Genomic DNA, 26,915 nt, shown 5'->3' on the forward strand with positions numbered 1-26,915 from the left:
CCCGCGGGCGGGCACGCGGCCCGGCCCCGGGAGGAGCGACCGTGCGCGACTGGCGAAACGAACCTGGGATGGAACCGCATCCGGAGGGCGGCTTCTTCCGCCGCCTCTACACGAGCCCCGGGCACGTCGCGCTGCCCCGGGGCGAGCGTCCGCTCGCCACGTCGATCCACTACCTGCTCACCCGGGAGCAGCCGCGCGGGAGGCTGCACCGCAACCGCAGCGACATCCTGCACTTCCTCGTCGACGGCGGGCCGGTGCGGTACGTGACGGCCGGCGAGCGGGGGACGGTCGAGTACGTCACGCTGCGGTCGGGCGCGGACCACTTCCTGGTCGTGCCCGGAGGGCGGTGGAAGGCGTCGCACCTGGTCGAGGACGCGCCGTACGCCCTGGTGGCGGAGGTGGTCACGCCGGGGTTCGACTACGCCGACCACGAGTTCGCCACCGCCGAGGACGTCGCGCACCTCGGTCAGGCCGCCGCGGAGCTGGCACCGTTCCTGCCCTGACGCCGCCGCAGCGCCTGGTGCACCGCCCACACCACGGACACCAGCGGGACCGCGATCACCGCGCCCAGCACCCCCGCCGCGACGGCTCCGCCGATGACGGCGAGGGCAACCACGACGGGGTGCAGCCGGACGGCCCAGCTCATCACGACCGGGTGCAGCACATGGCCCTCGATCTGCCCGATGACCACGATGAGGGCGACGACGACGGCGGCGGTGACCGGCCCCTTGGCGGCGAGCGCCACGACCGCCGCCACGGCGAGCGCGACGGGCGAGCCGATCAGCGGGACGAAGGCGGCGAAGAACTCCAGCAGCGCGAGCGGCAGGGCCAGCGGCACGCCGAGGAGGAAGAGCGCGATGCCGACGAGGACCGCGTTGGTCGCGGCGACCAGGACGATGCCGTGCGTGTAGCCGGTGAACGTCCGCCACGCCGTGGTGCCCGCGAGCGCCACCCTGTCCCGTGCCGACGCCGGGAGCTGGTCGCAGAACCAGCGCCACTGCCGGCCGCCCGAGAACAGGAAGAAGACGGAGCAGAAGAGCGCGAGGGCGATGACGGTCACGACCTCCACGAGCCGCCGGCCGCCGCTGATGGCGGTGGAGATGAGGGTGGAGCGGTGGCTGGAGAGGAACTGGCCAAGCCGCGCCTGGATGTCGCTCAGCGCTTCCGGGTGGAGCCGGAACGGAGGCCGTTCCAGCCGGCGCTCGACCCGCTCCACCCCCGTGACGAACTCCTCCTGCAGCACCCGGCGCTCCCCCGCGACCGCCTCCCCCACCAGCGCCAGGGCGCCCAGCACCAGCACGACGCCAGCGAGCAGCGACAGGGCCACCGCCAACTGCCGCGGCAGCGCGCGGTCCAGCAGGTCGACGACCGGGCGGAGCAGTGCCGTCACCACCATGCCCAGGAACACGGCCGCGGCGAGCTCGTGGAACCGGCCGAGGAGCGCGAACACGGCGTAGACCAGCACTCCGACCACCAGCAGGCGCCAGGAGTGGGCAGCGGCGGTGCGCAGCGCGGGAGCGACCCGCACCCCCGCCTCGGGGCCGCTCGCGGCGGCGGCCGGGGCGGCGCCGGGGCTCCGGCCGGCCGGCGGGACGGCCCCCGGCCCGCCGCGGCGCGCGGGACGGGCCGCCGCGCGGGGGTACGGGCGGGGCGACGGCCGTCTCCGGGGCCGGCGGGCCGGCCGCCCGGGCGGCCGGGGTTCGATGGGCACCCCCCACCTCGTACCACCGGGGAGCGGTGCCTTCCCGGCACGGCGCGCGCGGGCCGGGGAAGTCCGCCCGGAGAGCGCTCTCACAGTTATTGACAGGGTCGCGCCAACGGCGCTTCACTTCCCGAAGGCAGGTCCGGACCAAGGCCGGTGAACCGGCCCCACTTCCTCCACACTCCGAAGGCACTCCCATGTCCCCACGGATACGACCCCACGCCCTGCGCGGCGTCGCCCTCGCGGCCGCCGCCCTCACCGCCTTACTGAGCTGGTCGCCGGGACCGGCGACCGCGACCTCCCCGGCCTCCCCCACCGCCCCGCCCGCCGCGGAGCCCGCGGCGGCGGTCCGCGCGGTGACCTTCGAGGACACCTTCGACGGTCCCGCCGGGGCGGCGGTCGACGGCCGCAAGTGGCAGACCGAGACCGGCGACAACGTTGCCAACCACGAGCGCCAGTACTACACGGCGGGCGCGGCCAACGCCGCGCTGAACGGCCGGGGCCAGCTCGTGATCACCGCCCGCCGGGAGAACCCCGGCAACTACCAGTGCTGGTACGGGCGGTGCGAGTACACCTCCGCCCGGCTCAACACCGCGGGCCGCTTCACCACCACGTACGGCCGCGTCGAGGCCCGTATGAAGGTCCCGCGGGGCCAGGGCATGTGGCCGGCGTTCTGGATGCTCGGCAACGACATCGGCCAGGTCGGCTGGCCCGCCAGCGGTGAGATCGACGTCATGGAGAACGTCGGGTTCGAACCCGGCACCGTGCACGGCACGCTCCACGGCCCCGGCTACTCGGGCAGCGGCGGCATCGGCGCCGGGTACACCCTGCCCGGCGGCCAGGCCTTCGCCGACGCCTTCCACACCTTCGCCGTCGAGTGGTCGCCCGGCGTCATCACCTGGTCCGTCGACGGCACCGTCTACCAGCGCCGCACACCCGCCGACCTCGGCGGCCGCCAGTGGGTCTTCGACAAGCCGTTCTTCCTGATCCTCAACCTCGCCGTCGGCGGCTACTGGCCGGGCGACCCCGACGGGTCCACCGTCTTCCCCCAGCAGCTCGTCGTCGACCACGTCCGCGTCACCACCGCGGACACCCCCGGCACCACGGGCTCCCTGCGGGGCCTGGCCGGCAAGTGCCTGGACGTGGCGGGCGCCGGGACCGCCAACGGCACGCCGGTCCAGCTGTACGGCTGCAACGGGACGGCGGCCCAGCGCTGGACCGTGGGCGGCGACGGGACCGTCCGGGCCCTCGGCAAGTGCCTCGACGCCGCCTCGGCGGGCACGGCCGACGGCACCCGCGTCCAGCTGTGGGACTGCAACGGCACCGGTGCGCAGCGCTGGTCGTACAACGCCGCGACGAACGACCTGGTGAACCTGCCGGCGAACAAGTGCCTGGACGTCCTCGGAGCCGATGCCGCCGACGGGACACCGACGCAGCTGTGGACGTGCACCGGCGGCGCCCACCAGAAGTGGTCCCTGGTGACCTGAGCCCCCGGGGCGGGTGCCGGGCCCGGGGCGCGGGACTGCTCCGGACGACACCCCCGGGCCCTGCCTTCCGGATCAGGCCGCGCGGACCCGGCAGGATCCGGAGGACAGGCCCCCCGGGCAAGGACTCGCCGCCCCGCTCGCGCGGACGGACGCCTGGACGCCGTCGGCCGGCCCGGACAGCCGAGCCGGGCTTCCTCGTCGAGGACCCCACGCGGGCAGTGGCCCACCGGGAAGAATGTGGGCCGTCACCCTCACGGGCTGCCGTCGCCGGCATCTCCGCCGGCCGGCATCCCGGAACGATCAGCAAGAGGCCCACGGCGCCCGTGCCGCGGCGGATTCCGGAGTTCTGGCAGTGCTTTTCGACGTCGATCGCAGCGACCTCGCCGACATCTTCGGCGAGGACCGGCTCGCGACCCTGCCCGCCACCGCCTTCCCACCGTCCACCGAGGACACCGAGGGCGCCCGCCTCCTGCGAACCGTCGGCGTCCCTACCGGGACGCTGCGGCTGCGTGAGCCCGATGAGGACTCCGGCCGGCTGCCGCTCGTCCGGGACGTCATCGACACGGAGGACTTCGTGGACGCCTCGGAGGACGCGGGCGAATGGCCCGTCATCGGCTGGCTGCTCACCGCTCACCTCGCCCTCGACACCGGTTCCGGCAAGGTGTACGCCTTCGACACCGGCGAGGATGCGGTGCAGGAACTCCACACGGACGTCTCCTCCCTCGTCCAGGTCACCCTCCGGTTCCAGCGCCTGCTCGACGAGTTCGCCTTCAGCGGCGACGGCGGCGACGGGGCAGCCGATTTCGAGCGCCTGGAGCGCGAGGTCGAGCGCATCCGTCAGGAGACGAGCAGCGTCGACCCGCTCCCCTTCCGGGACGACGGGACCGTCTGGTCGGTGGTCGGGGACGAGATCGCTGCGGGCCGGCGTTTCCGGGGCACCAGCCCGGGTGGGCGGTCGCTCTACGGGTGATCACCGGTCGGTGTCGCCCGGGCATCACCGCGTCAGTCGTTGCCCCGCCGTACCGTGCGCAGGGGCTCGCCCGGGTGCCAGGTCTCCACGACGAGCAGTTCGCCGTCGACCGAGGTGCGCACGACCTCGGAGAGCTCCGCGCGGAAGAGGTGGAAGGCCTGCGGCGCGTCCGCCTCGTCGGCGAACCGCGCCATCACCGCCGGGTCCGTCACCTCGACGGCCCGGCCCCCGATCCGCACGTCACCGCCGCCCATGGCGGTCCCGCCGCCCGGATTGGCGAACAGGGCGAAGCGGGGGTCGCGCCGCAGGTCGTACGCCTTGTACGACCTCGGCATCATGCCGAGCCACAGCTCGTCGAAGCGGAAGGTGGCTTCGAGGCCGCTCAGCCGCGGTGAGCCGTCCTTGCGCAGGGTGCCGAGGACGTGGTGCGTGTACGCGGCGAAGCGCTGTTCGACGAGCTGCGCGAACTGCGGCTCCGCCGCCCGGAAGTCTGCCCAACGGAATGCCATGGCACCAGGGAAGCCGGGATACCGGACATCTTGTGTCGGGTATCAGAAGGGAAGCGCGTCCAGCCGGTACGGGTTGGCCCCCTCGTAGCGTGTCTCACAGGTGCCGCCGTCCCGGCAGATCGTCAGCGTCAGCCGGCGGATCCCGCTGTCGTCGGACGCGGCGATGTCGCGGAACTCGGCGCTCGTGCCGCAGCCGCCCGCATGGCGCCGGTCGCCGAGCGACACGTTTTGGCCGGCGCCGGTGGTGACCGCGACGGAGACGGACACGGGGCGGTCGTCGCAGGTGGTGTCGGTGATGATGAGGGTGCCGCCCTCGACGGTGTGCCGTTCGGTCCAGGTGAAGCGGAGCTGGGCGCGGTCGCCCCAGCTCGCCGACACGCCGGCGGCCACGGTCGAGTCCGCCCGGGCGGTCCCGCCGCCCGCCCCCAGCGCGAGTGCGGTCGCCGCGGCGACCACGAGTCCTGTACGGCGCATGTGTGTGTCTCCCATCCGGTAGCCGGTACCGAGGAGCAGCCCTACCCCGGGGCTCCCGGGCATCCCGCGGCGGGGGCGACAATCACACGTCAGGCCGAGCGCACGATGCCCCGGGCCCGTGCCGCGGCGAGCCAGGCCGGGAACTCCCCGACCAGCCGGTCGTAGAGCTCGGCGTCGGGGACGCGGGACGGGTCGGTGCCCGCGTGGAAGAAGCCCGCGTTGTCGACGCAGCGCTTCGCGGGTACGGCGAGCTCGTCGAGCCTGCGCAGGAAGTCGAACTGGTGGCTGTCCGGGTCGCCGAAGCCGATGAACTGCCAGAACATCGGCAGCTTGGCCGCCTTGCACACATAGCGTTCGGCCGCGAGCTTGCTGCTCGGTCCGCCGTCCGTCTGGAAGACGACGAGCGCGGGGGCGGTGGTACCGCTGTCGAGGTAGTGGTCGATGACCGCGTCCATGGCCAGGTGGTAGTTGGTCCTGCCCATGTGGCCGAGGTTCGCCACGATCCGGTCGATCCGGCCGTGGTGGTTCGCCAGGGCGATCTCGGTCTCGGCGTCGATGTCCGTCGAGAAGAGGACGACGGGGACGCGTCCGTCGTCGTCGAGGTGGGCCGACAGCCCCAGCACCCGGTCGGCGAGGGCCTGGACGCTGCCGTCCCGGTAGTACGGCCGCATCGAGCCGGAGTGGTCGACCACGAGGTATACAGCCGCGCGCTCGCCGCTCAGCCCGTGCTTGCGGAGGGAGACACCCGCGCTCTTGTAGAGGTCGACCAGCGCGGGCGCGGTCTCCTCCATCTTCCGGAGGCTGATCGGCATACGAGGAGCGTAGGGGACGGTCGCGGTTCCCCGCGGGGCCTTCGGGAAAGGGCGCAGCGCCTGCCGAAGGTCCGGTCGGGGACACGGCAGGCGCTGCTGTGTTCCGCACGCCGTTGTACGGGACGTATGAGGGGTGCCTCGGGCCGCCGAGGGCCGGGGCCGGTGGAGAAGGCGGTCCGGCCGGGGGCACCGCGTACGTCATCGTACGCGGTGCCGGCCGGTGTGCGGCACCGGCCGTCCGGGACGCCGGTCGGCAGGGGCCTCGGTGGCCGGGCGGTCAGACCGCCAGGGCGCGGTCCGTCGGGCGGATGGGGGCGGGCAGTTCGCTCGTGCCCGTCAGGTAGCGGTCCACTCCGCGGGCGGCGGAGCGGCCCTCGGCGATGGCCCAGACGATGAGCGACTGGCCGCGGCCGGCGTCACCGGCGACGAAGACGCCGTCGACGTTGGTCGCGTAGTTCTCGTCCCGCGCGATGTTGCCGCGCGCGTCGAGCTCCAGGCCGAACTGATCCACCAGGCCGTTGGACCGGTCGGTGCCGGTGAAGCCCATGGCGAGGGTGACCAGCTGGGCCGGGATCCTCCGCTCGGTGCCCGGCTTCTGCTCCAGCTTGCCGTCCTTGAACTCGACCTCGACGAGGTGGAGGAACTGGACGTTGCCCTCCTCGTCGCCCTCGAAGTGGGTGGTGGAGACGGAGTAGACCCGCTCGCCGCCCTCCTCGTGGGCCGAGGTGACCTTGTAGAGCATGGGGAAGGTCGGCCAGGGCTGCGTGACCGGGTTCCGGTCCTCGCCCGGCTTGGGCATGATCTCCAGCTGCGTGACGGACAGCGCGCCCTGCCGGTGGGCGGTGCCGACGCAGTCCGCGCCGGTGTCGCCGCCGCCGATGACCACGACGTGCTTGCCCTCGGCGGTGATCGGGGGCGCCACGAAGTCGCCCTCCTGCACCTTGTTGGCGAGCGGCAGGTACTCCATCGCGAAGTGGATGCCCTTGAGCTCGCGCCCCGGCACGGGCAGGTCGCGCGAGACGGTGGCGCCGGCGGCGATGACGACCGCGTCGTACCGCTGCCGCAGCTTCACGGCGTCGATGTCGCGGCCGATCTCGATCTCGGTGCGGAACTTGGTGCCCTCCGCGCGCATCTGCTCGATGCGGCGGTTGATGTGCACCTTCTCCATCTTGAACTCGGGGATGCCGTACCGCAGCAGACCGCCGATGCGGTCGGCCCGCTCGTACACGGCGACCGTGTGGCCGGCGCGGGTCAGCTGCTGCGCGGCGGCGAGGCCCGCCGGGCCGGAGCCGATGACGGCGACGGTCTTGCCGGACAGCCGCTCCGGCGGCTGCGGCGTGACGTCACCGCTGTCCCACGCCTTGTCGATGATCGAGACCTCGACGTTCTTGATGGTGACCGCCGGCTGGTTGATGCCCAGCACGCACGCCGACTCGCACGGGGCCGGGCACAGCCGCCCGGTGAACTCCGGGAAGTTGTTCGTGGCGTGCAGGCGCTCGCTCGCGGCCTGCCAGTCCTCGCGGTAGGCGTAGTCGTTCCACTCGGGGATCAGGTTCCCGAGCGGACAGCCGTTGTGGCAGAACGGGATGCCGCAGTCCATGCACCGGCCGGCCTGCTTGCTGATGATCGGCAGCAGGGAGCCGGGGACGTAGACCTCGTTCCAGTCCTTGACGCGCTCGGCCACGGGGCGGGTCTTGGCGACCTCGCGCCCGGTGGTCAGGAAGCCCTTGGGGTCAGCCATTGGTCGCCGCCTCCATCATCTTCTCGGTGGTCTCCTGCTCGGAGAGACCGGCGAGCTCAGCGGCGTCCTTGGCGGCGAGCACGGCCTTGTACGTGGTCGGGATGATCTTGCTGAACCGCTCCACGGCGGTGGACCAGTCGGCAAGGAGCTTCTCGGCTACGGTCGAGCCCGTCTCCTCGTGGTGGCGGCGCACGACGTCGTGCAGCCACACCCGGTCGGCCTCGTCCAGGGCCTCGACGGCCCCGAGGTTGCCGGAGTTGACGTTGTCCCGGTCGAGGTCGATGACGTACGCGGTGCCGCCCGACATACCGGCCGCGAAGTTGCGGCCCGTCTCGCCGAGGACCACCGCGTGCCCGCCGGTCATGTACTCGCAGCCGTGGTCGCCCACGCCCTCGGAGACGACCAGCGCGCCGGAGTTGCGGACGCAGAACCGCTCGCCGGTGCGGCCGCGGAGGAAGATCTCGCCGCCGGTCGCGCCGTACGCGATGGTGTTGCCCGCGATGGTGGAGTACTCGGCCAGGTGGTCGGCGCCCCGGTCGGGGCGGACGATCACGCGGCCGCCGGACAGGCCCTTGCCGACGTAGTCGTTGGCATCGCCCTCCAGGCGCAGCGTGACGCCGCGCGGCAGGAACGCGCCGAAGGACTGGCCGGCCGAGCCGGTGAAGGTGATGTCGATGGTGTCGTCGGGCAGGCCCGCGCCACCGAACTTCTTCGTCACCTCGTGGCCGAGCATGGTGCCGACCGTGCGGTTGATGTTGCGGATCGCGATCTGCGCGCGGACCGGTCGGGCGTCCTCGGCGGAGGCCGCGTTCAGGGCGTCGGCGGCGAGCTCGATGAGCTCGTTGTCCAGCGCCTTCTCCAGACCGTGGTCCTGCTCGACGACCTGGTGGCGCACCGCGCCCTCCGGCAGCTCGGGGACGTGGAACAGCGGGGCCAGGTCGAGGCCCTGCGCCTTCCAGTGGTTCACGGCCTCGGTGGTGTCGAGCAGCTCGGCGTGGCCGACGGCCTCCTCCAGGGTGCGGAAGCCGAGCTCGGCGAGGAGCTCGCGCACCTCCTCGGCGATGAACCGGAAGAAGTTGACGACGAATTCGGCCTTGCCGGAGAAGCGCTCGCGCAGCACCGGGTTCTGGGTCGCGATGCCGACCGGGCAGGTGTCCAGGTGGCAGACGCGCATCATGACGCAGCCGGAGACGACGAGCGGCGCGGTCGCGAAACCGAACTCCTCGGCGCCGAGCAGCGCGGCGATGACGACGTCGCGGCCGGTCTTGAGCTGACCGTCGGTCTGGACGACGATCCGGTCGCGCAGGCCGTTGAGCAGCAGGGTCTGCTGGGTCTCGGCGAGGCCGAGCTCCCAGGGGCCGCCCGCGTGCTTCAGCGACGTCAGCGGGGACGCGCCCGTACCGCCGTCGTGGCCGGAGATGAGCACGACGTCCGCGTGGGCCTTGGACACGCCGGCGGCGACCGTGCCGACGCCGACCTCGGACACCAGCTTCACGTGGATGCGGGCGGCCGGGTTGGCGTTCTTGAGGTCGTGGATCAGCTGAGCCAGGTCCTCGATGGAGTAGATGTCGTGGTGCGGCGGCGGGGAGATCAGGCCGACGCCCGGGGTGGAGTGCCGCGTCTTGGCGACCCACGGGTAGACCTTGTGGCCGGGCAGCTGGCCGCCCTCGCCGGGCTTGGCGCCCTGGGCCATCTTGATCTGGATGTCGTCCGCGTTGACCAGGTACTCGGAGGTGACGCCGAAGCGGCCGGAGGCGACCTGCTTGATCGACGAACGCCGCGCCGGGTCGTACAGGCGCTCGGGGTCCTCGCCGCCCTCACCGGTGTTGGACTTGCCGCCCAGCTGGTTCATGGCGATGGCCAGCGTCTCGTGCGCCTCCTGGGAGATGGAGCCGTACGACATGGCGCCGGTGGAGAACCGCTTGACGATCTCGCTCGCCGGCTCGACCTCCTCGATCGGGATCGACGGGCGGTCGGACTTGAAGCCGAACAGGCCGCGCAGCGTCATCAGGCGCTCGGACTGCTCGTTCACCCGGTCCGTGTACTTCTTGAAGATGTCGTAGCGGCCGGCGCGCGTGGCGTGCTGGAGGCGGAAGACCGTCTCCGGGTCGAACAGGTGCGGCTCACCCTCGCGGCGCCACTGGTACTCGCCGCCGATCTCCAGCGCGCGGTGCGCGGAGGGGACGCCGGAGGCGGGGTACGCCTTGGCGTGGCGGGCGGCGACCTCCTTGGCGACGACGTCGAGGCCGGCGCCGCCGATCTTGGTGGCGGTGCCGTTGAAGTACTTCTCGACGAAGGCCTCGTCGAGGCCGACGGCCTCGAAGACCTGGGCGCCGCGGTAGGAGGCGACGGTCGAGATGCCCATCTTGGACATGACCTTCAGGACGCCCTTGCCGAGGGCGTATATGAGGTTGCGGATGGCCTGCTCGGGCTCCAGGCCCTCGACGAAGGTGCCGGCGCGGACCAGGTCCTCGACGGTCTCCATGGCGAGATACGGGTTGACGGCGGCGGCGCCGTACCCGATGAGCAGCGCGACGTGGTGGACCTCGCGGACGTCGCCGGCCTCGACCAGCAGGCCCACCTGGGTGCGCTGCTTGGTGCGGATGAGGTGGTGGTGGACGGCCGAGGTGAGCAGCAGCGACGGGATCGGCGCGTGCTCGGCGTCGGAGTGCCGGTCGGACAGCACGATCAGGCGGGCGCCGCCCTCGATGGCGGCGTCGGCCTCGGCGCAGATCTCCTCGATGCGGGCCGCGAGGGCCTCGCCGCCGCCGGAGACCCGGTAGAGGCCGGAGAGCGTGGCGGCCTTCATGCCGGGCATGTCGCCGTCGGCGTTGATGTGGATGAGCTTGGCCAGCTCGTCGTTGTCGATGACCGGGAACGGCAGGGTGACGCTGCGGCAGGACGCGGCCGTCGGCTCCAGCAGGTTGCCCTGCGGGCCGAGCGAGGAGTGCAGCGAGGTGACGAGCTCCTCGCGGATGGCGTCCAGCGGCGGGTTGGTGACCTGCGCGAACAGCTGGGTGAAGTAGTCGAAGAGCAGGCGCGGCCGCTCGGAGAGCGCGGCGATCGGCGAGTCCGTGCCCATGGAGCCGATCGGCTCGGCGCCGGTGCGGGCCATCGGCGCGAGGAGGACGCGCAGCTCCTCCTCGGTGTAGCCGAAGGTCTGCTGGCGGCGGGTGACCGAGGCGTGGGTGTGGACGATGTGCTCGCGCTCGGGGAGGTCCTCGAGCTCGATGATCCCCGTCTCCAGCCATTCCTGGTACGGGTGCTCCGCGGCGAGGGCGGCCTTGATCTCGTCGTCCTCGATGATGCGGTGCTCGGCGGTGTCGACGAGGAACATCTTGCCGGGCTGGAGACGGCCCTTGCGGACGACCTTGGCGGGGTCGATGTCGAGGACGCCGACCTCGGAGGAGAGGACGACGAGGCCCTCGTCGGTGACCCAGTACCGGCCCGGACGCAGACCGTTGCGGTCGAGAACGGCGCCGACCTGGACGCCGTCGGTGAAGGTGACACAGGCCGGGCCGTCCCAGGGCTCCATCATCGTGGAGTGGTACTGGTAGAAGGCGCGCCGGGCCGGGTCCATGGAGTCGTGGTTCTCCCACGCCTCGGGAACCATCATCAGGACGCTGTGCGGCAGCGAACGGCCGCCGAGGTGGAGCAGCTCCAGCACCTCGTCGAAGGAGGCGGAGTCGGAGGCGTCCGGCGTGCAGACCGGGAAGATCCGCTCCAGGCCCTTGTCCCCGAACAGGTCGGACAGGAGCTGCGACTCGCGGGCCCGCATCCAGTTGCGGTTGCCCTTGACCGTGTTGATCTCACCGTTGTGCGCGACGAAGCGGTACGGGTGGGCCAGCGGCCAGCTCGGGAAGGTGTTCGTGGAGAAGCGGGAGTGGACGAGCGCGACGGCCGTGGCGCAGCGCCGGTCGGACAGGTCCGGGAAGAAGGGCTCCAGCTGACCGGTGGTGAGCATGCCCTTGTAGACGATGGTGCGGGCGGAGAGCGAGGGGAAGTAGACCCCGGCCTCGCGCTCGGCGCGCTTGCGCAGCAGGAACGCCTTGCGGTCGAGGGCGATACCCGTGCTGGTGCCGCCGTCGCTCACGAACAGCTGGCGGAAGGCCGGCATGGTCGAGCGGGCGGTGGCGCCGAGCAGCTCGGGGGCGACGGGGACCTCGCGCCAGCCGAGGACGGTGAGGTTCTCCTCGGCGGCGATCGTCTCGATCCGTGAGACGGCCTGTGCGGAGCCGTCCGCGGGGAGGAAGGCGATGCCGACGGCGTACTCGCCGGCTGCCGGGAGCTCGAAGTCGGTGACCTCGCGGAGGAAGGCGTCCGGGACCTGGAGCAGGATGCCCGCGCCGTCGCCGGAGTCGGGCTCGGAGCCGGTGGCGCCCCGGTGCTCCAGGTTGCGCAGAACGGTCAGCGCCTGCTCCACCAGCGCGTGGCTGGCGACACCGGTGAGGGTGGCAACGAAGCCGACACCGCAGGCGTCGTGCTCGTTGCGGGGGTCGTACATACCCTGCGGGGCGGGGCGACCGTCCATGGGCGACCAGGCGTCGGAACGCATCGGCTCTCCCGTCGTCGTCGTGGCATATCCAAGTGCCAGAGGGACGACGTTGGCCCTCCGCGAAATTTCGTGCAGGTTACATGATGGAGTGTTTCTCGGGAAGCGGATACTTCATTCCAACATGCGGACACCGCATGAGGCGGTGGAGTGTGTTGTCGCAGGTGGGACCGGATGGGCGTGGTGGGCCGTCCGACGGCCTGCGAGGGGGAGCGGGCTTCGTTGCCCGCAGCGCTCACGGCTCATGCCCGCTGATGAAGGAATCGAAACCGCCGTGTTACGGGTCAGTATGCGCCGCGGCGCATAGTGTCTCACCGGCGGGTGGCGTCCCGCCATTGGAGGTTCATCACATCCGGCAGTGGGGCGCGTCCGCCGTGTCCGGAGCGCGGGGATACGGGAGGAACGGGAGCTTCCACCGTAACCGCCGCTCGCCCGGCGCGGAAGCGGAACCAGCGGCGCCGCGAGCACCCCGGCCGTTCCGGCCGCCCCCGGCTCGCCGGCCCGGGCACGGGCGGCCGCGTCGGCGTGTACGACTCCCCGCGGGGCCGGGGCAGTCGCGGCGCGTGCCGGGGGCGAGAGGTGCGGGCGCCGGTGCACCGCTCACGAGACCGCCGGCGGCGGTCGCAGCGCGGGCCGGGAGCGCCCCGCCGGGGCGGGGGCGGTCGCGGCGCGCGCGGGCGTCCCTGCGCCGGGCGTCCGCCGAACGCGTGCGCAGGCCCGGATGCCTCGCGACCCGCGCCGGGGCCGCCGGCGGTTCGCGGCGCGCGCGGGGGCAAGAAGTGCGGGCGCCGGTGCCGCCCGCCGCCGGGCCGACACCGGCGAGCCCCGCCGGCCGGGTGCGGGCGGAACGGCCGCGGCGGCGTCGGAGCGGGCGGCGCATGCACCCCACGGCGGCGGAGCATGCCGCCGCCACAGCCACGGCGAGGGCAACGGCGGCAGCCCGATGCAGGGGCCGCTGTTCACCGCCCGGTGCGGCCGAGCGCCGGGGGCTCGGCCCGCACCGGTCCGCGCGGGGCGCCGGCCCGGTGGGTCAGAGTGCCGCGCCGAACAAGGCGCCGAGACCGTAGGTGACGGCGGCAGCCGCGCCGCCGAGGGCGAGCTGGCGCAGGCCGCTGTACCACCAGCTGCGCGCGGTCACGCGCGCCACCAGCGCACCGCAGGCGAACAGCCCGAGCAGCGCCAGCAGCACGGCCGGCCAGAGCGCGGTCGCGCCGAGCAGGTACGGCAGGACGGGCAGGAGCGCGCCGAGCGCGAAGGACCCGAAGGAGGAGACCGCGGCGACCACCGGCGAGGGCAGGTCGTCGGGGTCGATGCCGAGTTCCTCGCGGGCGTGGATCTCCAGCGCCTGCTCGGGGTCCCTGGACAGCTGCATGGCCACCTCGCGGGCGAGCGGCGGCTCGACGCCCCGCGCCACGTACAGCGCGGCCAGCTCCTCCATCTCGTCGACCGGATGCTTGCGCAACTCGCGGCGCTCGACGTCCAGTTCGGCCTCCACCAGCTCGCGCTGGGACGCCACGGACGTGTACTCGCCCGCCGCCATGGAGAACGCGCCGGCGGCCAGTCCGGCGAGGCCCGTGAGGACGATGGCCTGCTGGGACACCGCACCCCCCGCGACACCGGTCATCAGGGCGAGGTTCGACACGAGCCCGTCCATCGCGCCGAACACCGCCGGCCGCAGCCACCCGCCGTTCACGTCGCGGTGCGTGTGGTTGTCGCGGTGCGCTTCGTGAAGCGTCGCCTCGGTCTCGATGATGGACACAGCTCTCCCCTTGCTCCGGTGCAGCGGGTCCGGGTGACCCCGCTCCCCCAACACCTCGAAAATACGCGCGATGTAAGGGGCTCGCTAGCAAGGCAGGCTTTACTTACCACCTGTCATCAGGGTGACAGAGCCGTCATTCGCGACACCGCCGGGCCGCCGCGGGGCACACATCCGGGAATCGGATCGCCGCGCACCGAAGGGCCACGCGATGGAGTCGACGGCAGCCCCGCCCCTCCTCGACCGGGCGCGGGGCGCACTGCTCGGACTGGCCGTCGGGGACGCGCTCGGGGCTCCGGCCGAGAACATGCGTCCGTCCGAGATCCGCCGCACGTGGGGCCGTATCGAAGGGTTCGTGGCGGACGAGCCCGCGGGCACCGACGACACCGAGTACGCGATCTTCTCCGGGCTGCTGCTGGCCCGGCACGGCTCGGCGCTGACCGTGGCGCACGTCGAGAAGGCGTGGCACCACTGGATCGCGGACCTGGACGAAGGACCGTTCCGCGGCGCCGGGTTCAGCGAGCGCGGCACGCTGGAGAACCTCCGGCGCGGCCTCGCCGCCCCGATCTCCGCACAGCACCGCCACGCCTGGAGCGACGGTCTGGCGATGCGGGCGGCGCCGTTCGGGGTGTTCGCCGCGGGGCGCCCGGCGGAAGCGGCACGGCTGGTGGCGATCGACGGCTCGGTCAGCCACGAGGGCGAGGGCATCTACGGCGGCCAGGCGGTCGCGGCGGGCGTGGCGGCGGCCATGTCGGGCGCGGACCCGGCCTCGATCATCGCCGCGGCCCTGTCGGTGGTGCCGATGGACTCGTGGACCGCCCGCTCGATGCGCCGCGCGGTCGTCGCGGCGCAGCGCGTCCAGCCCGACCCGCTCGTCCGCGAACGCACCGTCCGCTCGACCGTCGTCATCGGCGGCTACCCGTGGACGGATCTGGCGCCGGAGGCCGTCGGCCTGGCCTTCGGGGCGTTCGCGGCCGCGCGCGGCGACTTCCGTACGGCCGTCCTGACCGCGGTCAACATGGGCCGGGACGCCGACACGACCGCCGCGGTGGCGGGCGCCCTGGCCGGTGCGATGTCGGGCGCCTCGGCCATCCCCCCGGAGTGGGCCTCCGCGATCGGCCCGGTGCGCGGGAGCTGTCTGCCCTCCATGCGGGGCCACCACGTCCTGGACATCGCGGAACTCCTCATCCCCGACGACGAACCGGAGGCCCCGTGACGCCCCCCACCCCGGCCGAGCACGCCCCCGCCCCTGCCCGTCCCCAGGCCGGCCGGTCCGACACCGCGCACCTGGACACCGTCCGGTCCGACCCGCGGGACCCGGCCCCGGCTCCACCGCCCGAGGGCGAGCGGACCCGGCCGCCGGCCCCCGGGAGCCGGCAGCGGAACGGCGGCCCCGGCCCGCGGCCCGCCGTGCCTCCGGCAGCCCGCGCCGCGGGGGTACGGCGGATCGAGGGGCTCCTCCTGGGCCTCGCCTCGGGCGACGCCGCCGGGTGGCCCGCCGCCCGTCACCGTGCCGCCCGCATGCCCGAGTGGACCCGCCGCCTGACCCGCGAGCTGGACACCTTCGCCGAGCAGAACGCCACCACCACCCTCCCGGTCCCCATCGCCCTCAACCAGCCGCCGGAGCCGCTGCGACTCGGCCCCTCCGACGACGCCGAGTGGGCGGTCTTCACCGCCGAGACCCTGCTCACCGCGGCCGGTGACCTCTTCCTCGCGCTGCCTCCCGCACGCCGCATGTGCGCGGCCGTCGACCTGGCCTGGAACTCCCTCGCCGCCGAGATCGCCGCCGCCGCCGACCGCGCGCCCGAGGTCGAGTCGGCCGTGCTCCCCCTGCGCGCGCGCATCTCGGTGCGGGCCGGGCTCGGGAACCTCGCCACGGGTCTGCGCCCGCCCGCCACCGGCCACGACAACCCGCACTACTTCGACGACGCCGCCTGCGTCCGCGCCGCCGTCCTCGCCGTCGCCCATCCCGGGGACCCCCGCGCCGCCGCCGAACTCGCCGAGTTCGACGCCCGCTACACCCAGGACGGCGACGGCGTGCACGGCGCCCGCGCGATGGCCGCCGCCGTCGCCGCGGCCCTGGGCGGCGCACCGGTCGGCGACGCCGTGGAGGCCGCGCTCGGCCAGCTCCCGGACGCCACCGAGATCGGCCGCAACGCCCGGCACGCCACCCGGCTGGCCCGTACCGCCGGCAGCGCCTTCGAACTGGTGCCGCTGCTGGAGCACCAGATCGTCGACCACGTCTACAGCTACGGCATCGCCGCCGCCGAGACCGTGCCGGTCGCCCTCGCGCTCGCCCTCGCCGCCCGCGGCGAGGTCACCGAGGCGGTGCCGGCCGCCGCGTGCCTGTCGCGGGTGGCCGACTCGGCGCCCGCCCTCGCGGGGGCGCTGACCGGCGCGCTCACCGGAGGCGACGGTGTTCCGGCCACCTGGCGCGACGCCTGCCGCACCCTCGCCGGCTGCGCGCTCCCCCGCCTCGCGGGCACGGACCTGGTGGAACTCGCCGAGCGGCTCGCACACACGGGACTCGCCACCCCGGGTGGACAATTCCGACATGACGACCTTTCCGACCTCTCCGACGCCTCCGCCCTCACCGACGCCGCGGATCACTCCGACGTCCAGGAGCGGACCCGCGGCGACGACCTCGCCCACGCCGCCCGCGCTCACGCTCGAGGACCGGATCACCGGTAGCCTCGTCGGGGCCGCCGTCGGTGACGCGCTCGGCGGGCCCGTCGAGGGCTACACCCCCGAGCAGATCGCGGAACGCCACTTCGGCCGCGTCACCGGCATTGTCGGCCCCTGGCACGGCGACGCCTGGCGCACCGCCCGGCCCCTCGCGCCGTACCACAAGGGCGACGGGCACGTCACCGACGACACCCTGATGACGCACGCGCTGATCCGGGTGTACGAAACGGTCCGCGACCACCTCGACGCGTACGCCGTCGCCGACCACCTCGTCCCCGACCTGATCTCCCACCCCCGCTGGATCCCGGAGCTGGAGGCCGAGGCCCTGCCGCTGCAGCGGATCTTCCTCGCCGAGAAGTGGCTGGTCACCCGCCTCCACTACGGCCACGCCGACCCTCGCGAGGCCGGCACCGGAAACATCGTCAACTGCGGTGCCGCGATGTACATGGCGCCCGTCGGCCTGGTCAACGCCGCCAACCCGGCCGCCGCCTACGCCGAGGCCCTCGACATCGCGGGCGCCCACCAGTCCTCGTACGGCCGCGAGGCCGCGGGCGTCTTCGCCGCCGCGGTCGCCGAGGCATGCCGGCCCACCGCGACCCCGGCCACGGTCGTCGACGCGGCGCTCGCCCTGGCGAAGGACGGCACCCGCGCGGCGATCGAAGCCGTTTGCGAAGAGGCCGTGCGCCACACCGACTTCGAGGCGGCGCTGCGGCCCCTGCGCGACGCCGTGGCCCCCTTCGACACGGTCGGCCCCGATTATCGCTCCCCCTCCCTGGCGGCGCGGCGCCCTTCCCGGCTGCACTCCATCGAGGAGCTCCCCATCGCCCTCGGCATGCTGCTGGTCGGCGCGGGCGACTACCGCCGTACGGTGCTGGGCGCCGTCAACTACGGCCGCGACTGCGACTCGATCGCCACCATGGCGGGCGCGATCGTGGGCGCGCTGGGCGGCGAGGCCGCGGTACCCGGCCCCTGGGCGAAGCAGGTGGCCGAGGCGAGCCGCCTCGACCTGCACGCTCCGGCCACGGCGCTGGCCGAGGTCACCCGGGAGATCTTCATGCGGGACACGGCCCTGCGCCGCGTCCACGAGACCGCGTTCATCGCGCTCTCGCCCAAGCCCGGGGTGACCGCGTGAACGTGCGCCTCACCTGGGTCCAGCCGGAGGACCTGATCGGCCACGAACTGCGCCAGGCCGCGGAGGACGGCCGCAACGCCTCGGCCGTCGAGGCGCGCTGGCTCGCCGCCGGCGGCTCCCGGGCCCCCTTCGCGGCGGGTGCCTCCGCGAGCCCGGCACCCCCGCACCTGCGTGCCCTCGCGGAGCGCCTGCTGGACGAACTCGCCGCGCTGCCGAGCCCCCTGGCCCCGGCGGAACCCACCTCCCTCGCTCTCATCAAGCGGGCCTGCTCCACCTGGCCGGAGCCCTCCTCCGCCCCCCGTCCCGCCCCGCCCGACACCGGCACCGGCACCGGCACCGGCACCGCATCGTCCCGCCCCGCACCGTCCGCCGCGGCACCCGGCCCCACGCGGCACGGCACCCGGCGCCCGGGCAAGGCCCACCGCCCGGACGCCCGCGCCACCCCGGCCCGCGGCGGCCCCGACCCTGCCGCCGCCCCCGGGCTCGGTGAGCGGTTGCATGCCGCCTGGCTCGGCCGCGCCGCCGGGTGCCTGCTCGGCAAGCCCGTCGAGAAGCTGCCCCTCTCGGCCATCCGGGCCCTCGCCCGCGCCACCGGCAACTGGCCGCTGACCACCTGGTTCACCGCCAAGGGCGTACCGCCGGCGCTCGCCGCGGCCCACCCCTGGAACCGCCGGTCCGCCGCCACCTCCCTCGCCGAGAACATCGACGGCATGCCCGAGGACGACGACCTCGACCACACCCTGCTCGCCCTGCTGCTGCTCCAGCGCTACGGCCCCGGATTCACCACCGCGGACGTCGCCCGCCTCTGGCTCGACGAGCTGCCCGCCGGCCGTGCCTTCACCGCGGAACGCGTCGCCTACCGCAACCTCCTCTCCGGTCTCGAACCACCGCTCACCGCCACCCACCGCAACCCTTTCCGCGAGTGGATCGGCGCCCGGATCCGCGCGGACGTCCACGGCTGGACCCACCCGGGCGACCCGGCCGCCGCCGCCGAGCAGGTCCACCGGGACGCGACCCTCAGCCACACCGCGAACGGCGTGTACGCGGCGATGTTCACCGCGGCGGTCATCGCCGCCGCGGCCTCCGGCACCGGCGACGTCCACCAGGCCCTCGCCACCGGGCTGACCGTCGTACCGCCCGACTCACGGCTCGCCCGGGCGGTCCGCTTCGGCATCGCCACGGCCCGCGCCCACGCCGACTTCGACACCGTCACCGACCGCCTCCACACCGCATACGGCGCCTACCACTGGGTACATGCCGTCCCGAACGCCGCCCTCCTCTCCGCCGCCCTCACCCACGCCGACGGCGACTTCACCCTGTCCATCTGCCGTGCCGTCTCCGGCGGCTGGGACACCGACTCCAACGGCGCCACCGCCGGCTCCGTCGCCGGACTGCTCGCCGGACACCCGGACCGGATCCCGGAACGCTGGACCTCGCCCCTGAAGAACCGGCTCGCCACGTCCGTCCGCCCCTTCGACGGCACCGGGTTCGACACCCTCGCCACCCTCACCCACGACCTCGCCCACCACCCCCGACCCCAGGAGACACACCGCCCATGACGCACATCGCGGTGCTCGGCAGCACCAACATGGACCTGGTCGCCTATGTGCCCCGCGCGCCCAAGCTCGGCGAGACGGTCACGGGACGCGCGTTCCGTACGGTCCCCGGCGGCAAAGGCGCCAACCAGGCCGTCGCCGCCGCACGCGCCGGGGCCGAGGTGTCGATGATCGGCGCCGTCGGCTCCGACGACTTCGGCGCCCGCCTGCGCGCCGCCCTCGACGGCGCGGGCGTGGACACCGACCTCCTGCGTACCGTCGAGGGGCCCTCGGGAACCGCCCACATCGTCGTGGACGACGAGGGCGACAACGCGATCGTCGTCATCCCCGGTGCGAACGGCACCGTCACCTCCCTCCTCCCCGGCGACGACGCCCTCATCGCCACCGCGGACGTCCTGCTGCTCCAGCTCGAACTCCCCCTCTCCGCCGTCGTCGCGGGCGCCGAGGCGGCCCGCCGCCACGGCGTCCGCACGCTCCTCACACCCGCCCCCGCCCAGCCGCTGCCGCCCGGACTCCTCGCGGCCACCGATCTGCTGCTGCCCAACGAGCACGAGGCCGCGTCCCTCACCGGTGTCGCCGACCCGCACGCGGCCGCGGCCGAACTGCTGCGGCACGTCCCCGAGGTGGTCATCACCCTGGGCGGGGCCGGCAGCCTCTACGCGGCCCGCGGCACCGAGCCCGTCACGGTCCCGGCCCCGCAGGTCCGGGCCGTCGACACCACCGCCGCGGGCGACACGTTCGCCGGCACCCTGGCCGTGGCGCTCGGCGAGGGCCGGCCCGTACCGGACGCCCTGGCCTGGGCGTCGTCCGCCGCGGCGCTCTCGGTCCAGCGCCCCGGCGCCTCCTCATCGATGCCGTACCGCTCGGAGATCGACGCCGTATGACCACCACACCTCCCCTCGCGGGTCTCCGCGTCCTCGACCTCGCCACCCTCTTCGCGGGCCCGCTCGCGGCGACCATGCTCGGCGACTTCGGCGCCGACGTCATCAAGGTCGAGCACCCCCGCAAGCCCGACCCGTCCCGGGGCCACGGTCCCGCGAAGGACGGGGTGGGCCTGTGGTGGAAGCTGCTCGGACGCAACAAGCGCACCATCACCCTCGACCTGTCCACCCCCGGCGGCCGTGCCACCCTGCTCCGCCTCGCCACCACCTCCGACGTGATCATCGAGAACTTCCGCCCCGGCACCCTGGAGCGCTGGGGCCTGGGCTGGCCCGAACTGTCGGCCGTCAACGACCGGCTGGTGCTGGCCCGGGTCACCGGCTTCGGCCAGGACGGCCCGTACGCACGCCGCCCCGGCTTCGGCACCCTGGCCGAGGCGATGAGCGGCTTCGCCGCCATCACCGGCGAACCCGACGGCCCGCCCACGCTCCCTCCCTTCGGCCTGGCCGACTCGATCGCCGCCCTGGCCACCTCCTATGCCGTGATGACGGCCCTGCACGCCCGGGCCGCCACGGGCCGCGGCCAGGTGGTGGACATGGCGATCATCGAGCCGATCCTCACGGTGCTGGGCCCCCAGCCGCTCTGGTACGACCAGCTCGGCTACGTCCAGCCCCGTACCGGCAACCGCTCCCGGAACAACGCCCCCCGGAACACCTACCGCGCCGCCGACGGCTCCTGGCTGGCCGTCTCCACCTCCGCGCAGTCGGTCGCCGAGCGTGTGATGCGCCTGGTCGGCCGCCCCGAGCTGATCGACGAGCCCTGGTTCGCCGAAGGCACCACCCGCGCCGAGCACGCCGACGAACTCGACGAGGCGGTGGGCGACTGGATCGCCCGGCACACCCGCGACGAGGCCATGACCGCCTTCGAGAAGGCCGAGGCCGCGATCGCCCCGATCTACGACATCAGCGACGTCATGAACGATCCGCAGTACCGGGCGCTGGGGACGCTGGCCGATGTCCCGGACCCGGACTTCGGCACCATCCGTATGCAGAACGTCCTCTTCCGGCTTTCCGAGACCCCCGGCTCCATCCGCTGGTCCGGCCGCCCGCACGGCGCGGACACCGACACCGTCCTCACCCAGGCCGGCCTGACCCCGGCCGAGATCACCGCGCTGCGCGCCGAGGGCGCCGTATGACCTCCGGTCCCCGCGCTCCCCTGACCCTGCTGTACGCGCCGGGCGACCGCCCGGACGTGGTGGCCAAGGCCCTGCGGTCCGGCGCCGACGCGGTGATCGTGGACCTGGAGGACGCGGTGGCGCCGGAGCGCAAGGCGTACGCCCTGGACGCCACCGCCGAACTCCTCTCGTCCCCCCAGCCCGTACCCGTCCATGTCCGCCTCCCCGGCGCGCACGACACCGCGCACGACAACGCAGCCATCGCATCGCTGGCCCCCCTCCCCGGTCTCGCAGCTCTGCGTGTTCCCAAGGTGACACACGGCACTGACATCCACCGGATCGCGGCCCTCGCCCCGGGCGTCCCGCTGTACGCGCTGCTGGAGTCCGCGCTCGCCATCGAGCGCGCGCACGCCGTCGCCACCGCCCACCCGGCCGTCCGCGGCATCGCGATCGGCGAGGCGGACCTCCGCGCCGACCTGGGCGTCCGCGACGACCGCGGCCTCGACTGGTCGCGCAGCCGGGTGGTGGTCGCCGCCCGCGCCGCCGGCCTGCCGCCGCCCGCACAGTCCATCCACCCCGACATCCACGACCTCGAGGGCCTGGCGGCGTCCTGCGCCCATGGCCGCACCCTCGGTTTCCTGGGCCGCGCCGCGATCCATCCGCGCCAGCTCCCGGTCATCGAGCGCGCGTACCTGCCCACCTCAGCGGAGATCGCGGCGGCGGAGGAGATCGTCGCTGCCGCCGCCACCGGCACCGGCGCGCTGGCCCTGCCGGACGGCCGCTTCGTCGACGCGGCGATCGTCGCGGCGGCCCGCCGGACCCTGTCCCTGGCCCGGCGCAGCTGACCCCCTCCGTGCCGCGGCCCCGCACGGGCCCTGTCCCTCGGCCGCGGTCCGCCCCGGTGTGTATGCCCACGGCAGGACGCCGCCGCCGGACCCGCGTCCCCTCTTCCCCGGCGGGGGGGACCCCTGAGGCGTGTGCGGCCGGGCCCGCCCGCACACGCACGGAGGCGGCCGCCGGAACCTCCCGGTCCCGGCGGCCGCCTCACCCGTGCGGCGCGTCAGCGCTGTGGTGCCGCCCTTCGGCCGGCTATGCGTCGGCCGCTTCGGCCGTGCCCGGCTTGCGCAGCGGGTCGCCCGGCGCCGTGTCCACGGCGGAACCCGCCCGTCCCACACCCGCCGCGTCGGCGGAGTCCGCGGGCTCCTGTGCGGTCGCGTCGGCCGTCCCGCCGGGCTCGCCACCCTTGGTGCCGCCGCCCGTCGTGACCGCGGCCGGCTCCACGACCTCCTCGCGCCCGGGCCGTACCCGCGACGAGACGACGATGTACGCCACGGCCGCCAGGAAGACCAGGATCGCGGTCCACACGTTGAGCCGGACGCCCAGGATGTGGTGCGCCTCGTCCACCCGCATGTACTCGATCCAGCCGCGCCCGGCGCAGTACGCCGCGACGTAGAGGGCGAACGCCCGCCCGTGGCCCAGGGTGAACCGCCGGTCCGCCCAGATGACCAGGAGCGCCACGCCCACGCACCACAGCGACTCGTACAGGAAGGTCGGGTGGTACAGCCCCGCCTCGCGGTTCACACCCTCGCTGATCTTCAGCGCCCACGGCAGGTCGGTCGGCCGGCCGTACAGCTCCTGGTTGAACCAGTTGCCCCAGCGGCCGATGGCCTGGGCGAAGGCGATGCCGGGCGCGATGGCGTCCGCGTAGGCCGGCAGCGGGATGCCGCGGCGCCGGCAGCCGATCCAGGCGCCGACCGCGCCGAGCGCGATCGCGCCCCAGATACCGAGGCCGCCTTCCCAGATCTTGAAGGCGTCGACCCAGTCCTCGCCCTCGCTGAAGTACAGCTGGTAGTCGGTGATGACGTGGTAGAGCCGGCCGCCCACGAGTCCGAAGGGCACCGCCCAGACGGCGATGTCGGCCACGGTGCCGGCTTTGCCGCCCCGGGCGAGCCAGCGCTTGTTGCCGTACCAGACGGCGACGAAGACACCGATGATGATGCAGAAGGCATAGCCGCGCAGCGGGAGCGGTCCGAGGTGGATCACGCCGGTCGACGGGCTCGGGATGTAGGCAAGGTCCATGGCAGACCCGACGCTACCGTGCCGGGTGGGCGACAGGGCCACCCGCCCGGCAAAGACTCCATAACGAGCCGGTACGGGGTCGTGCGGCGGTGGCGGCTAGGAGCCGGCCGGCGACGGGGAGGCCGGGGGCGAGGCGGGGGCGGAGGGGAAGGCGGTGCCGGGCTTCTTGCCCTTGTTCGCCTCGGCCACCCACTTCTTCAGGTTCGCCACGGAGATCTGCTCCTTGCCCTTGGTCGGGAAGATCGATTCTCCGTTCAGCAGCACCGTCGGCGTGCCGCGGAAGCCGCCCTCGCTGAACGCCTGGTCCGACTGCTTCACCCAGTTGTCGTGCGTGCCGTCCGACACGCACGAGCGGAAGGCCGGCGTGTCGAGACCGGGCACCTTTCCGGCCAGCTCGAACAGCTTGTCGTCGTCGGCGAAGGCGTCGTCCGGCTCCGGCGGCTGGTTCTGGTAGAGGACGTCGTGGTACGCCACGAACTTGCCGGCGTCCTGCGCGCAGGCCGCGGCGTTCGCCGCGTTCAGCGAGCCGCTTCCGCCCATGTTCCCGTCGATGATCGTGGCGAGGTGGTACTCGACCTTGATCTGTCCGGAGTCGGTCAGTCCGTGGATCGTGTCCCGGACGGCGTTCTCGAACTGGGCACAGGCCGGACAGCGGAAGTCCTCCCAGATCGTGAGCGTGGACGGGGCGTCGGTCGCGCCTACGGGGATGGCCAGCCGGTCCTTGCCGGTCGCGCCGGTGGGCGCCGCGACGGGCCCGGCGCCGGAGCCCTCGCCGTCGTCGCCGGTGTTGGCGGCGATGACACCGACCACGGCGGCAAGGCCGAGCACTCCGACGACGGCCGCCGACACGAGCAGGGTGCGCCTGCGCCGCTCCCGGGACCTCTGCTGCTCGCGTTCCATCTGGAGCCGTTCGCGCGCGCTCCGCTTGCCTGCACTGTTCTTCTCGCTCACGCCCACAGCAACGAACCGGGGAGGCGCGGGCGCGCCTCCCCGGTCCAGAACCACCCGTTCGAGCGACGAACGCCCCGGGGGTGTCCGCACCGTCCCGTCCGCCGGGCGTTGCCGGCCCCGCCTGGCGGGCGGACGGCGCTACTTCGCGGACATTCCCTGGGAGCGCTTCACTCCGCGGGCGAGTTCACCCGCGAGGTTCCGCACGGCGGCGACACCTGCCGCGTGGTCGTCGGCGTCGAGCATCCGCTTGACGAACGCCGATCCGACGATGACGCCGTCGGCGAAGGAGGCCACCTCGGCGGCCTGCTCGGCGTTCGACACACCGAGGCCGACGCATACCGGCAGTTCGGTGGTGGCACGGGTGCGCCGTACCAGGTCGGCGGCCTGGGCGCCGACGGACGCCCGGGTGCCGGTGACGCCCATCAGGGAGGCGGCGTAGACGAAGCCGGATCCGGCGCTCGTGATGGTGGCCAGCCGCTCGTCCTTGCTGCTGGGGGCGACGACGAAGACGGTGGCCAGGCCGTGCTTCTCGGCGTGCTCGCGCCACAGGGCGGACTCCTGGACCGGCAGGTCGGGCAGGATGCAGCCGGCGCCGCCCGCCTCGGCCAGTTCGGCGGTGAAGCGCTCGACGCCGTACCGGTCGATGGGGTTCCAGTACGTCATCACCAGGACCGGCTTGCCGGTCGCCTCGTGAGCCTCGCGGACGGTGCGCATCACATCGGCGATCTTCACCCCGCCGCGCAGGGCGATGTCGTCGGCGGTCTGGATGACCGGCCCGTCGAGCACCGGGTCGCTGTGCGGCAGCCCGACCTCGACGATGTCCGCGCCGCCGTCGAGAACGGCTTTGACGGCTTCGATCCCGCCGTCGACGCTCGGGAAGCCGGCCGGCAGGTACGCGATGAGGGCGGCCCGGTTCTCCGCCTTCGCCCGCTCCAGGGTGTCGCTCAGCAGCTGGATGTTCCCGCTCACTTGGTCTCCCCCTGGGTCTCGGTGCCCCGCTGGATGTCGGTGTCCCGCTGGATCTCCGCGGCGCCGTCCTCGGCGGAGGCGTCGGCCTCGACGGGGGCCGCGTCGGTCTCGTACAGGCCGAAGTAGCGCGCGGCGGTGTCCATGTCCTTGTCGCCGCGGCCGGAGAGGTTGACGACGATCAGTCCGTCCTCGCCGAGCTCCCGCCCGAGCTCCAGGGCGCCCGCCAGCGCGTGCGCCGACTCGATCGCCGGGATGATGCCCTCGGTGCGCGACAGCAGGCGCAGGGCCTGCATCGCCGCGTCGTCGGTGACCGCGCGGTACTCGCCGCGCCCGCTGTCCTTGAGGTACGCGTGCTCCGGGCCAATGCCCGGGTAGTCGAGGCCCGCGGAGATCGAGTACGGCTCGGTGATCTGGCCCTCCTCGTCCTGCAGGACGTAGGAGCGCGAGCCGTGCAGGATGCCGGGCTCGCCCGCGGTCAGGGTGGCCGCGTGCTCGCCGGTCTCGACGCCGTGCCCGGCCGGCTCGCAGCCCACCAGGCGCACGGCGGCGTCCGGGATGAAGGCGTGGAACAGGCCGATGGCGTTGGAGCCGCCGCCGACGCAGGCGACGACGGCGTCGGGCAGGCGGCCGGCCCGCTCCAGGATCTGGCGGCGGGCCTCGACGCCGATGACGCGGTGGAAGTCGCGCACCATGGCCGGGAAGGGGTGGGGACCGGCGACCGTGCCGAAGAGGTAGTGCGTGCGGTCGACGTTGGCGACCCAGTCGCGGAACGCCTCGTTGATGGCGTCCTTCAGGGTGCGGCTGCCCGACTTCACCGGCACGACCTCGGCGCCGAGCATGCGCATCCGGGCGACGTTCAGCGCCTGGCGCTGGGTGTCGATCTCGCCCATGTAGATGGTGCATTCGAGGCCGAACAGCGCGCAGGCGGTGGCGGTGGCGACGCCGTGCTGGCCGGCGCCGGTCTCGGCGATGACCCGGGTCTTGCCCATGCGCTGGGTGAGCAGGGCCTGGCCGAGCACGTTGTTGATCTTGTGCGAGCCGGTGTGGTTGAGGTCTTCGCGCTTGAGGAAGACCCGTGCGCCGCCCGCGTGCCGGGCGAACCGGGGCACCTCCGTGAGCGCGGAGGGCCGGCCGGTGTAGTGCACGAGCAGGTCGTCGAGCTCGGCCGCGAAGGCCGGGTCGGCCTTGGCCTTGTCGTACTCGACGGCCACCTCGTCGACGGCGGCGACGAGCGCCTCGGGGATGAACTTGCCGCCGTAGGCGCCGAACCAACCGTCCGCGCTGGGGACCTGGGCGTCGGGGTCGGGGATGAAGAACTCGCTGGGCATGCGACTGCTCCTCACGGGGGCGGGCGCCCCCGGGATGTCTCGGTCAACGGTGGTCGCGGTGTGCTCCGGCGCCGCCGCCTCCGGTCCGTTGCGGGAGCCGTCACCCGGGCGTCACCCGGAGCCGGGTGCGCGGCGGCGGTCCCGCCACACCGGATGGCG

21 protein-coding genes are annotated in these 26,915 nt (G+C 73.8%); 10 read left to right on the forward strand and 11 right to left on the reverse strand.

Translation table 11 applies throughout. The features are described 5' to 3' along the window. Positions 1–68 precede the first annotated feature (68 nt). Positions 69–503 carry a cupin domain-containing protein gene (locus ACIA79_RS12815; protein ID WP_399428232.1) on the forward strand — a complete coding sequence of 145 codons (435 nt, stop codon included), beginning with the start codon at positions 69–71 and terminating at the stop codon, positions 501–503. Here the strand turns inward: ACIA79_RS12815 and ACIA79_RS12820 are convergent. Beyond that, positions 467–1,528, reverse strand: coding sequence for an AI-2E family transporter (locus ACIA79_RS12820; RefSeq protein ID WP_399428233.1), 1,062 nt, complete (start codon positions 1,526–1,528; stop codon positions 467–469). The genes ACIA79_RS12815 and ACIA79_RS12820 overlap by 37 nt on opposite strands. 371 nt (positions 1,529–1,899) lie before the next feature. Here ACIA79_RS12820 and ACIA79_RS12825 point away from each other — a divergent pair, with 371 nt between their 5' ends. Next, complete coding sequence (locus tag ACIA79_RS12825) at positions 1,900–3,189, forward strand: ricin-type beta-trefoil lectin domain protein (protein WP_399428235.1); 1,290 nt, start codon at positions 1,900–1,902, stop codon at positions 3,187–3,189. A 352-nt stretch (positions 3,190–3,541) separates the two neighbouring features. After that, on the forward strand, positions 3,542–4,159 hold the full coding sequence (locus ACIA79_RS12830; RefSeq protein WP_399428236.1) for an SUKH-4 family immunity protein: 618 nt from the start codon (positions 3,542–3,544) through the stop codon (positions 4,157–4,159). A gap of 32 nt (positions 4,160–4,191) precedes the next feature. On the opposite strand, the gene ACIA79_RS12835 is transcribed toward ACIA79_RS12830, so the two are convergent. The 6 genes from ACIA79_RS12835 to ACIA79_RS12860 form a co-directional block, all read right to left on the reverse strand. Continuing rightward, positions 4,192–4,668, reverse strand: a complete 477-nt coding sequence (locus tag ACIA79_RS12835) for a pyridoxamine 5'-phosphate oxidase family protein (protein WP_399428237.1) — start codon at positions 4,666–4,668, stop codon at positions 4,192–4,194. Positions 4,669–4,710: 42 nt separating this feature from the next. Continuing rightward, the gene (locus ACIA79_RS12840) at positions 4,711–5,142 is read right to left on the reverse strand and encodes a hypothetical protein (RefSeq protein WP_399428238.1); all 432 of its coding nucleotides are present in this window, start codon (positions 5,140–5,142) and stop codon (positions 4,711–4,713) included. A gap of 89 nt (positions 5,143–5,231) precedes the next feature. Next, positions 5,232–5,954 (reverse strand): vWA domain-containing protein, encoded by a 723-nt coding sequence (locus tag ACIA79_RS12845; protein WP_399428239.1) that lies wholly within the window; start codon positions 5,952–5,954, stop codon positions 5,232–5,234. A gap of 277 nt (positions 5,955–6,231) precedes the next feature. Further along, complete coding sequence (locus tag ACIA79_RS12850; protein ID WP_399428240.1) at positions 6,232–7,695, reverse strand: glutamate synthase subunit beta; 1,464 nt, start codon at positions 7,693–7,695, stop codon at positions 6,232–6,234. Further along, complete coding sequence (gltB, locus tag ACIA79_RS12855) at positions 7,688–12,250, reverse strand: glutamate synthase large subunit (RefSeq protein ID WP_399428241.1); 4,563 nt, start codon at positions 12,248–12,250, stop codon at positions 7,688–7,690. The genes ACIA79_RS12850 and gltB overlap by 8 nt, the downstream gene beginning before the upstream one ends. 1,027 nt (positions 12,251–13,277) lie before the next feature. Continuing rightward, the gene (locus ACIA79_RS12860; protein WP_399428242.1) at positions 13,278–14,006 is read right to left on the reverse strand and encodes a VIT1/CCC1 transporter family protein; all 729 of its coding nucleotides are present in this window, start codon (positions 14,004–14,006) and stop codon (positions 13,278–13,280) included. Positions 14,007–14,214: 208 nt separating this feature from the next. On the opposite strand from ACIA79_RS12860, the gene ACIA79_RS12865 reads away from it, so the two are divergent. The 7 genes from ACIA79_RS12865 (at position 14,215) to ACIA79_RS12895 (ending at position 22,274) form a co-directional block, all read left to right on the forward strand. After that, a complete protein-coding gene (locus tag ACIA79_RS12865; protein ID WP_399428243.1) occupies positions 14,215–15,219 on the forward strand; it encodes an ADP-ribosylglycohydrolase family protein in 1,005 nt (334 codons plus the stop codon). A 194-nt stretch (positions 15,220–15,413) separates the two neighbouring features. Continuing rightward, a complete protein-coding gene (locus tag ACIA79_RS12870; RefSeq protein ID WP_399428375.1) occupies positions 15,414–16,694 on the forward strand; it encodes an ADP-ribosylglycohydrolase family protein in 1,281 nt (426 codons plus the stop codon). Then, a complete protein-coding gene (locus tag ACIA79_RS12875; RefSeq protein WP_399428376.1) occupies positions 16,609–17,820 on the forward strand; it encodes an ADP-ribosylglycohydrolase family protein in 1,212 nt (403 codons plus the stop codon). The genes ACIA79_RS12870 and ACIA79_RS12875 overlap by 86 nt, the downstream gene beginning before the upstream one ends. Beyond that, positions 17,817–19,379 (forward strand): ADP-ribosylglycohydrolase family protein, encoded by a 1,563-nt coding sequence (locus ACIA79_RS12880; RefSeq protein WP_399428244.1) that lies wholly within the window; start codon positions 17,817–17,819, stop codon positions 19,377–19,379. Before ACIA79_RS12875 ends, ACIA79_RS12880 begins: the two co-directional genes overlap by 4 nt. Continuing rightward, entirely contained in the window at positions 19,376–20,260 is an 885-nt protein-coding gene (gene rbsK / locus ACIA79_RS12885) for a ribokinase (protein ID WP_399428245.1), read from the forward strand. Before ACIA79_RS12880 ends, rbsK begins: the two co-directional genes overlap by 4 nt. Next, a complete protein-coding gene (locus tag ACIA79_RS12890) occupies positions 20,257–21,450 on the forward strand; it encodes a CaiB/BaiF CoA transferase family protein (protein ID WP_399428246.1) in 1,194 nt (397 codons plus the stop codon). The genes rbsK and ACIA79_RS12890 overlap by 4 nt, the downstream gene beginning before the upstream one ends. After that, the gene (locus ACIA79_RS12895; protein ID WP_399428247.1) at positions 21,447–22,274 is read left to right on the forward strand and encodes an HpcH/HpaI aldolase/citrate lyase family protein; all 828 of its coding nucleotides are present in this window, start codon (positions 21,447–21,449) and stop codon (positions 22,272–22,274) included. The genes ACIA79_RS12890 and ACIA79_RS12895 overlap by 4 nt, the downstream gene beginning before the upstream one ends. A 244-nt stretch (positions 22,275–22,518) precedes the next feature. On the opposite strand, the gene lgt is transcribed toward ACIA79_RS12895, so the two are convergent. The 4 genes from lgt to trpB all read right to left on the reverse strand — a co-directional run bounded on the left by lgt (position 22,519) and on the right by trpB (position 26,756). After that, positions 22,519–23,508 (reverse strand): prolipoprotein diacylglyceryl transferase, encoded by a 990-nt coding sequence (gene lgt / locus ACIA79_RS12900; protein ID WP_399428248.1) that lies wholly within the window; start codon positions 23,506–23,508, stop codon positions 22,519–22,521. 96 nt (positions 23,509–23,604) lie between these two features. Next, complete coding sequence (locus tag ACIA79_RS12905) at positions 23,605–24,459, reverse strand: DsbA family protein (RefSeq protein WP_399428249.1); 855 nt, start codon at positions 24,457–24,459, stop codon at positions 23,605–23,607. A gap of 138 nt (positions 24,460–24,597) precedes the next feature. Further along, positions 24,598–25,428, reverse strand: a complete 831-nt coding sequence (trpA, locus tag ACIA79_RS12910) for a tryptophan synthase subunit alpha (RefSeq protein ID WP_399428250.1) — start codon at positions 25,426–25,428, stop codon at positions 24,598–24,600. Beyond that, the gene (trpB, locus tag ACIA79_RS12915) at positions 25,425–26,756 is read right to left on the reverse strand and encodes a tryptophan synthase subunit beta (protein WP_399428251.1); all 1,332 of its coding nucleotides are present in this window, start codon (positions 26,754–26,756) and stop codon (positions 25,425–25,427) included. Before trpB ends, trpA begins: the two co-directional genes overlap by 4 nt. Positions 26,757–26,915 lie beyond the last annotated feature (159 nt).

This window comes from Streptomyces sp. NPDC051310 (assembly GCF_044455245.1).
GTDB lineage: Bacteria > Actinomycetota > Actinomycetes > Streptomycetales > Streptomycetaceae > Streptomyces.

What these genes read in the sequence shown, in the direction of transcription:
- ACIA79_RS12815 (WP_399428232.1), top strand. Translation starts at nt 69, where the DNA reads ATGGAACCGCATCCGGAGGGCGGCTTCTTCCGCCGCCTCTACACGAGC.
- ACIA79_RS12825 (WP_399428235.1), top strand. Translation starts at nt 1,900, where the DNA reads ATGTCCCCACGGATACGACCCCACGCCCTGCGCGGCGTCGCCCTCGCG.
- ACIA79_RS12835 (WP_399428237.1), bottom strand. Translation starts at nt 4,668, where the DNA reads ATGGCATTCCGTTGGGCAGACTTCCGGGCGGCGGAGCCGCAGTTCGCG.
- ACIA79_RS12840 (WP_399428238.1), bottom strand. Translation starts at nt 5,142, where the DNA reads ATGCGCCGTACAGGACTCGTGGTCGCCGCGGCGACCGCACTCGCGCTG.
- ACIA79_RS12845 (WP_399428239.1), bottom strand. Translation starts at nt 5,954, where the DNA reads ATGCCGATCAGCCTCCGGAAGATGGAGGAGACCGCGCCCGCGCTGGTC.
- ACIA79_RS12850 (WP_399428240.1), bottom strand. Translation starts at nt 7,695, where the DNA reads ATGGCTGACCCCAAGGGCTTCCTGACCACCGGGCGCGAGGTCGCCAAG.
- gltB (WP_399428241.1), bottom strand. Translation starts at nt 12,250, where the DNA reads ATGCGTTCCGACGCCTGGTCGCCCATGGACGGTCGCCCCGCCCCGCAG.
- ACIA79_RS12865 (WP_399428243.1), top strand. Translation starts at nt 14,215, where the DNA reads ATGGAGTCGACGGCAGCCCCGCCCCTCCTCGACCGGGCGCGGGGCGCA.
- rbsK (WP_399428245.1), top strand. Translation starts at nt 19,376, where the DNA reads ATGACGCACATCGCGGTGCTCGGCAGCACCAACATGGACCTGGTCGCC.
- ACIA79_RS12890 (WP_399428246.1), top strand. Translation starts at nt 20,257, where the DNA reads ATGACCACCACACCTCCCCTCGCGGGTCTCCGCGTCCTCGACCTCGCC.
- ACIA79_RS12895 (WP_399428247.1), top strand. Translation starts at nt 21,447, where the DNA reads ATGACCTCCGGTCCCCGCGCTCCCCTGACCCTGCTGTACGCGCCGGGC.
- lgt (WP_399428248.1), bottom strand. Translation starts at nt 23,508, where the DNA reads ATGGACCTTGCCTACATCCCGAGCCCGTCGACCGGCGTGATCCACCTC.
- trpB (WP_399428251.1), bottom strand. Translation starts at nt 26,756, where the DNA reads ATGCCCAGCGAGTTCTTCATCCCCGACCCCGACGCCCAGGTCCCCAGC.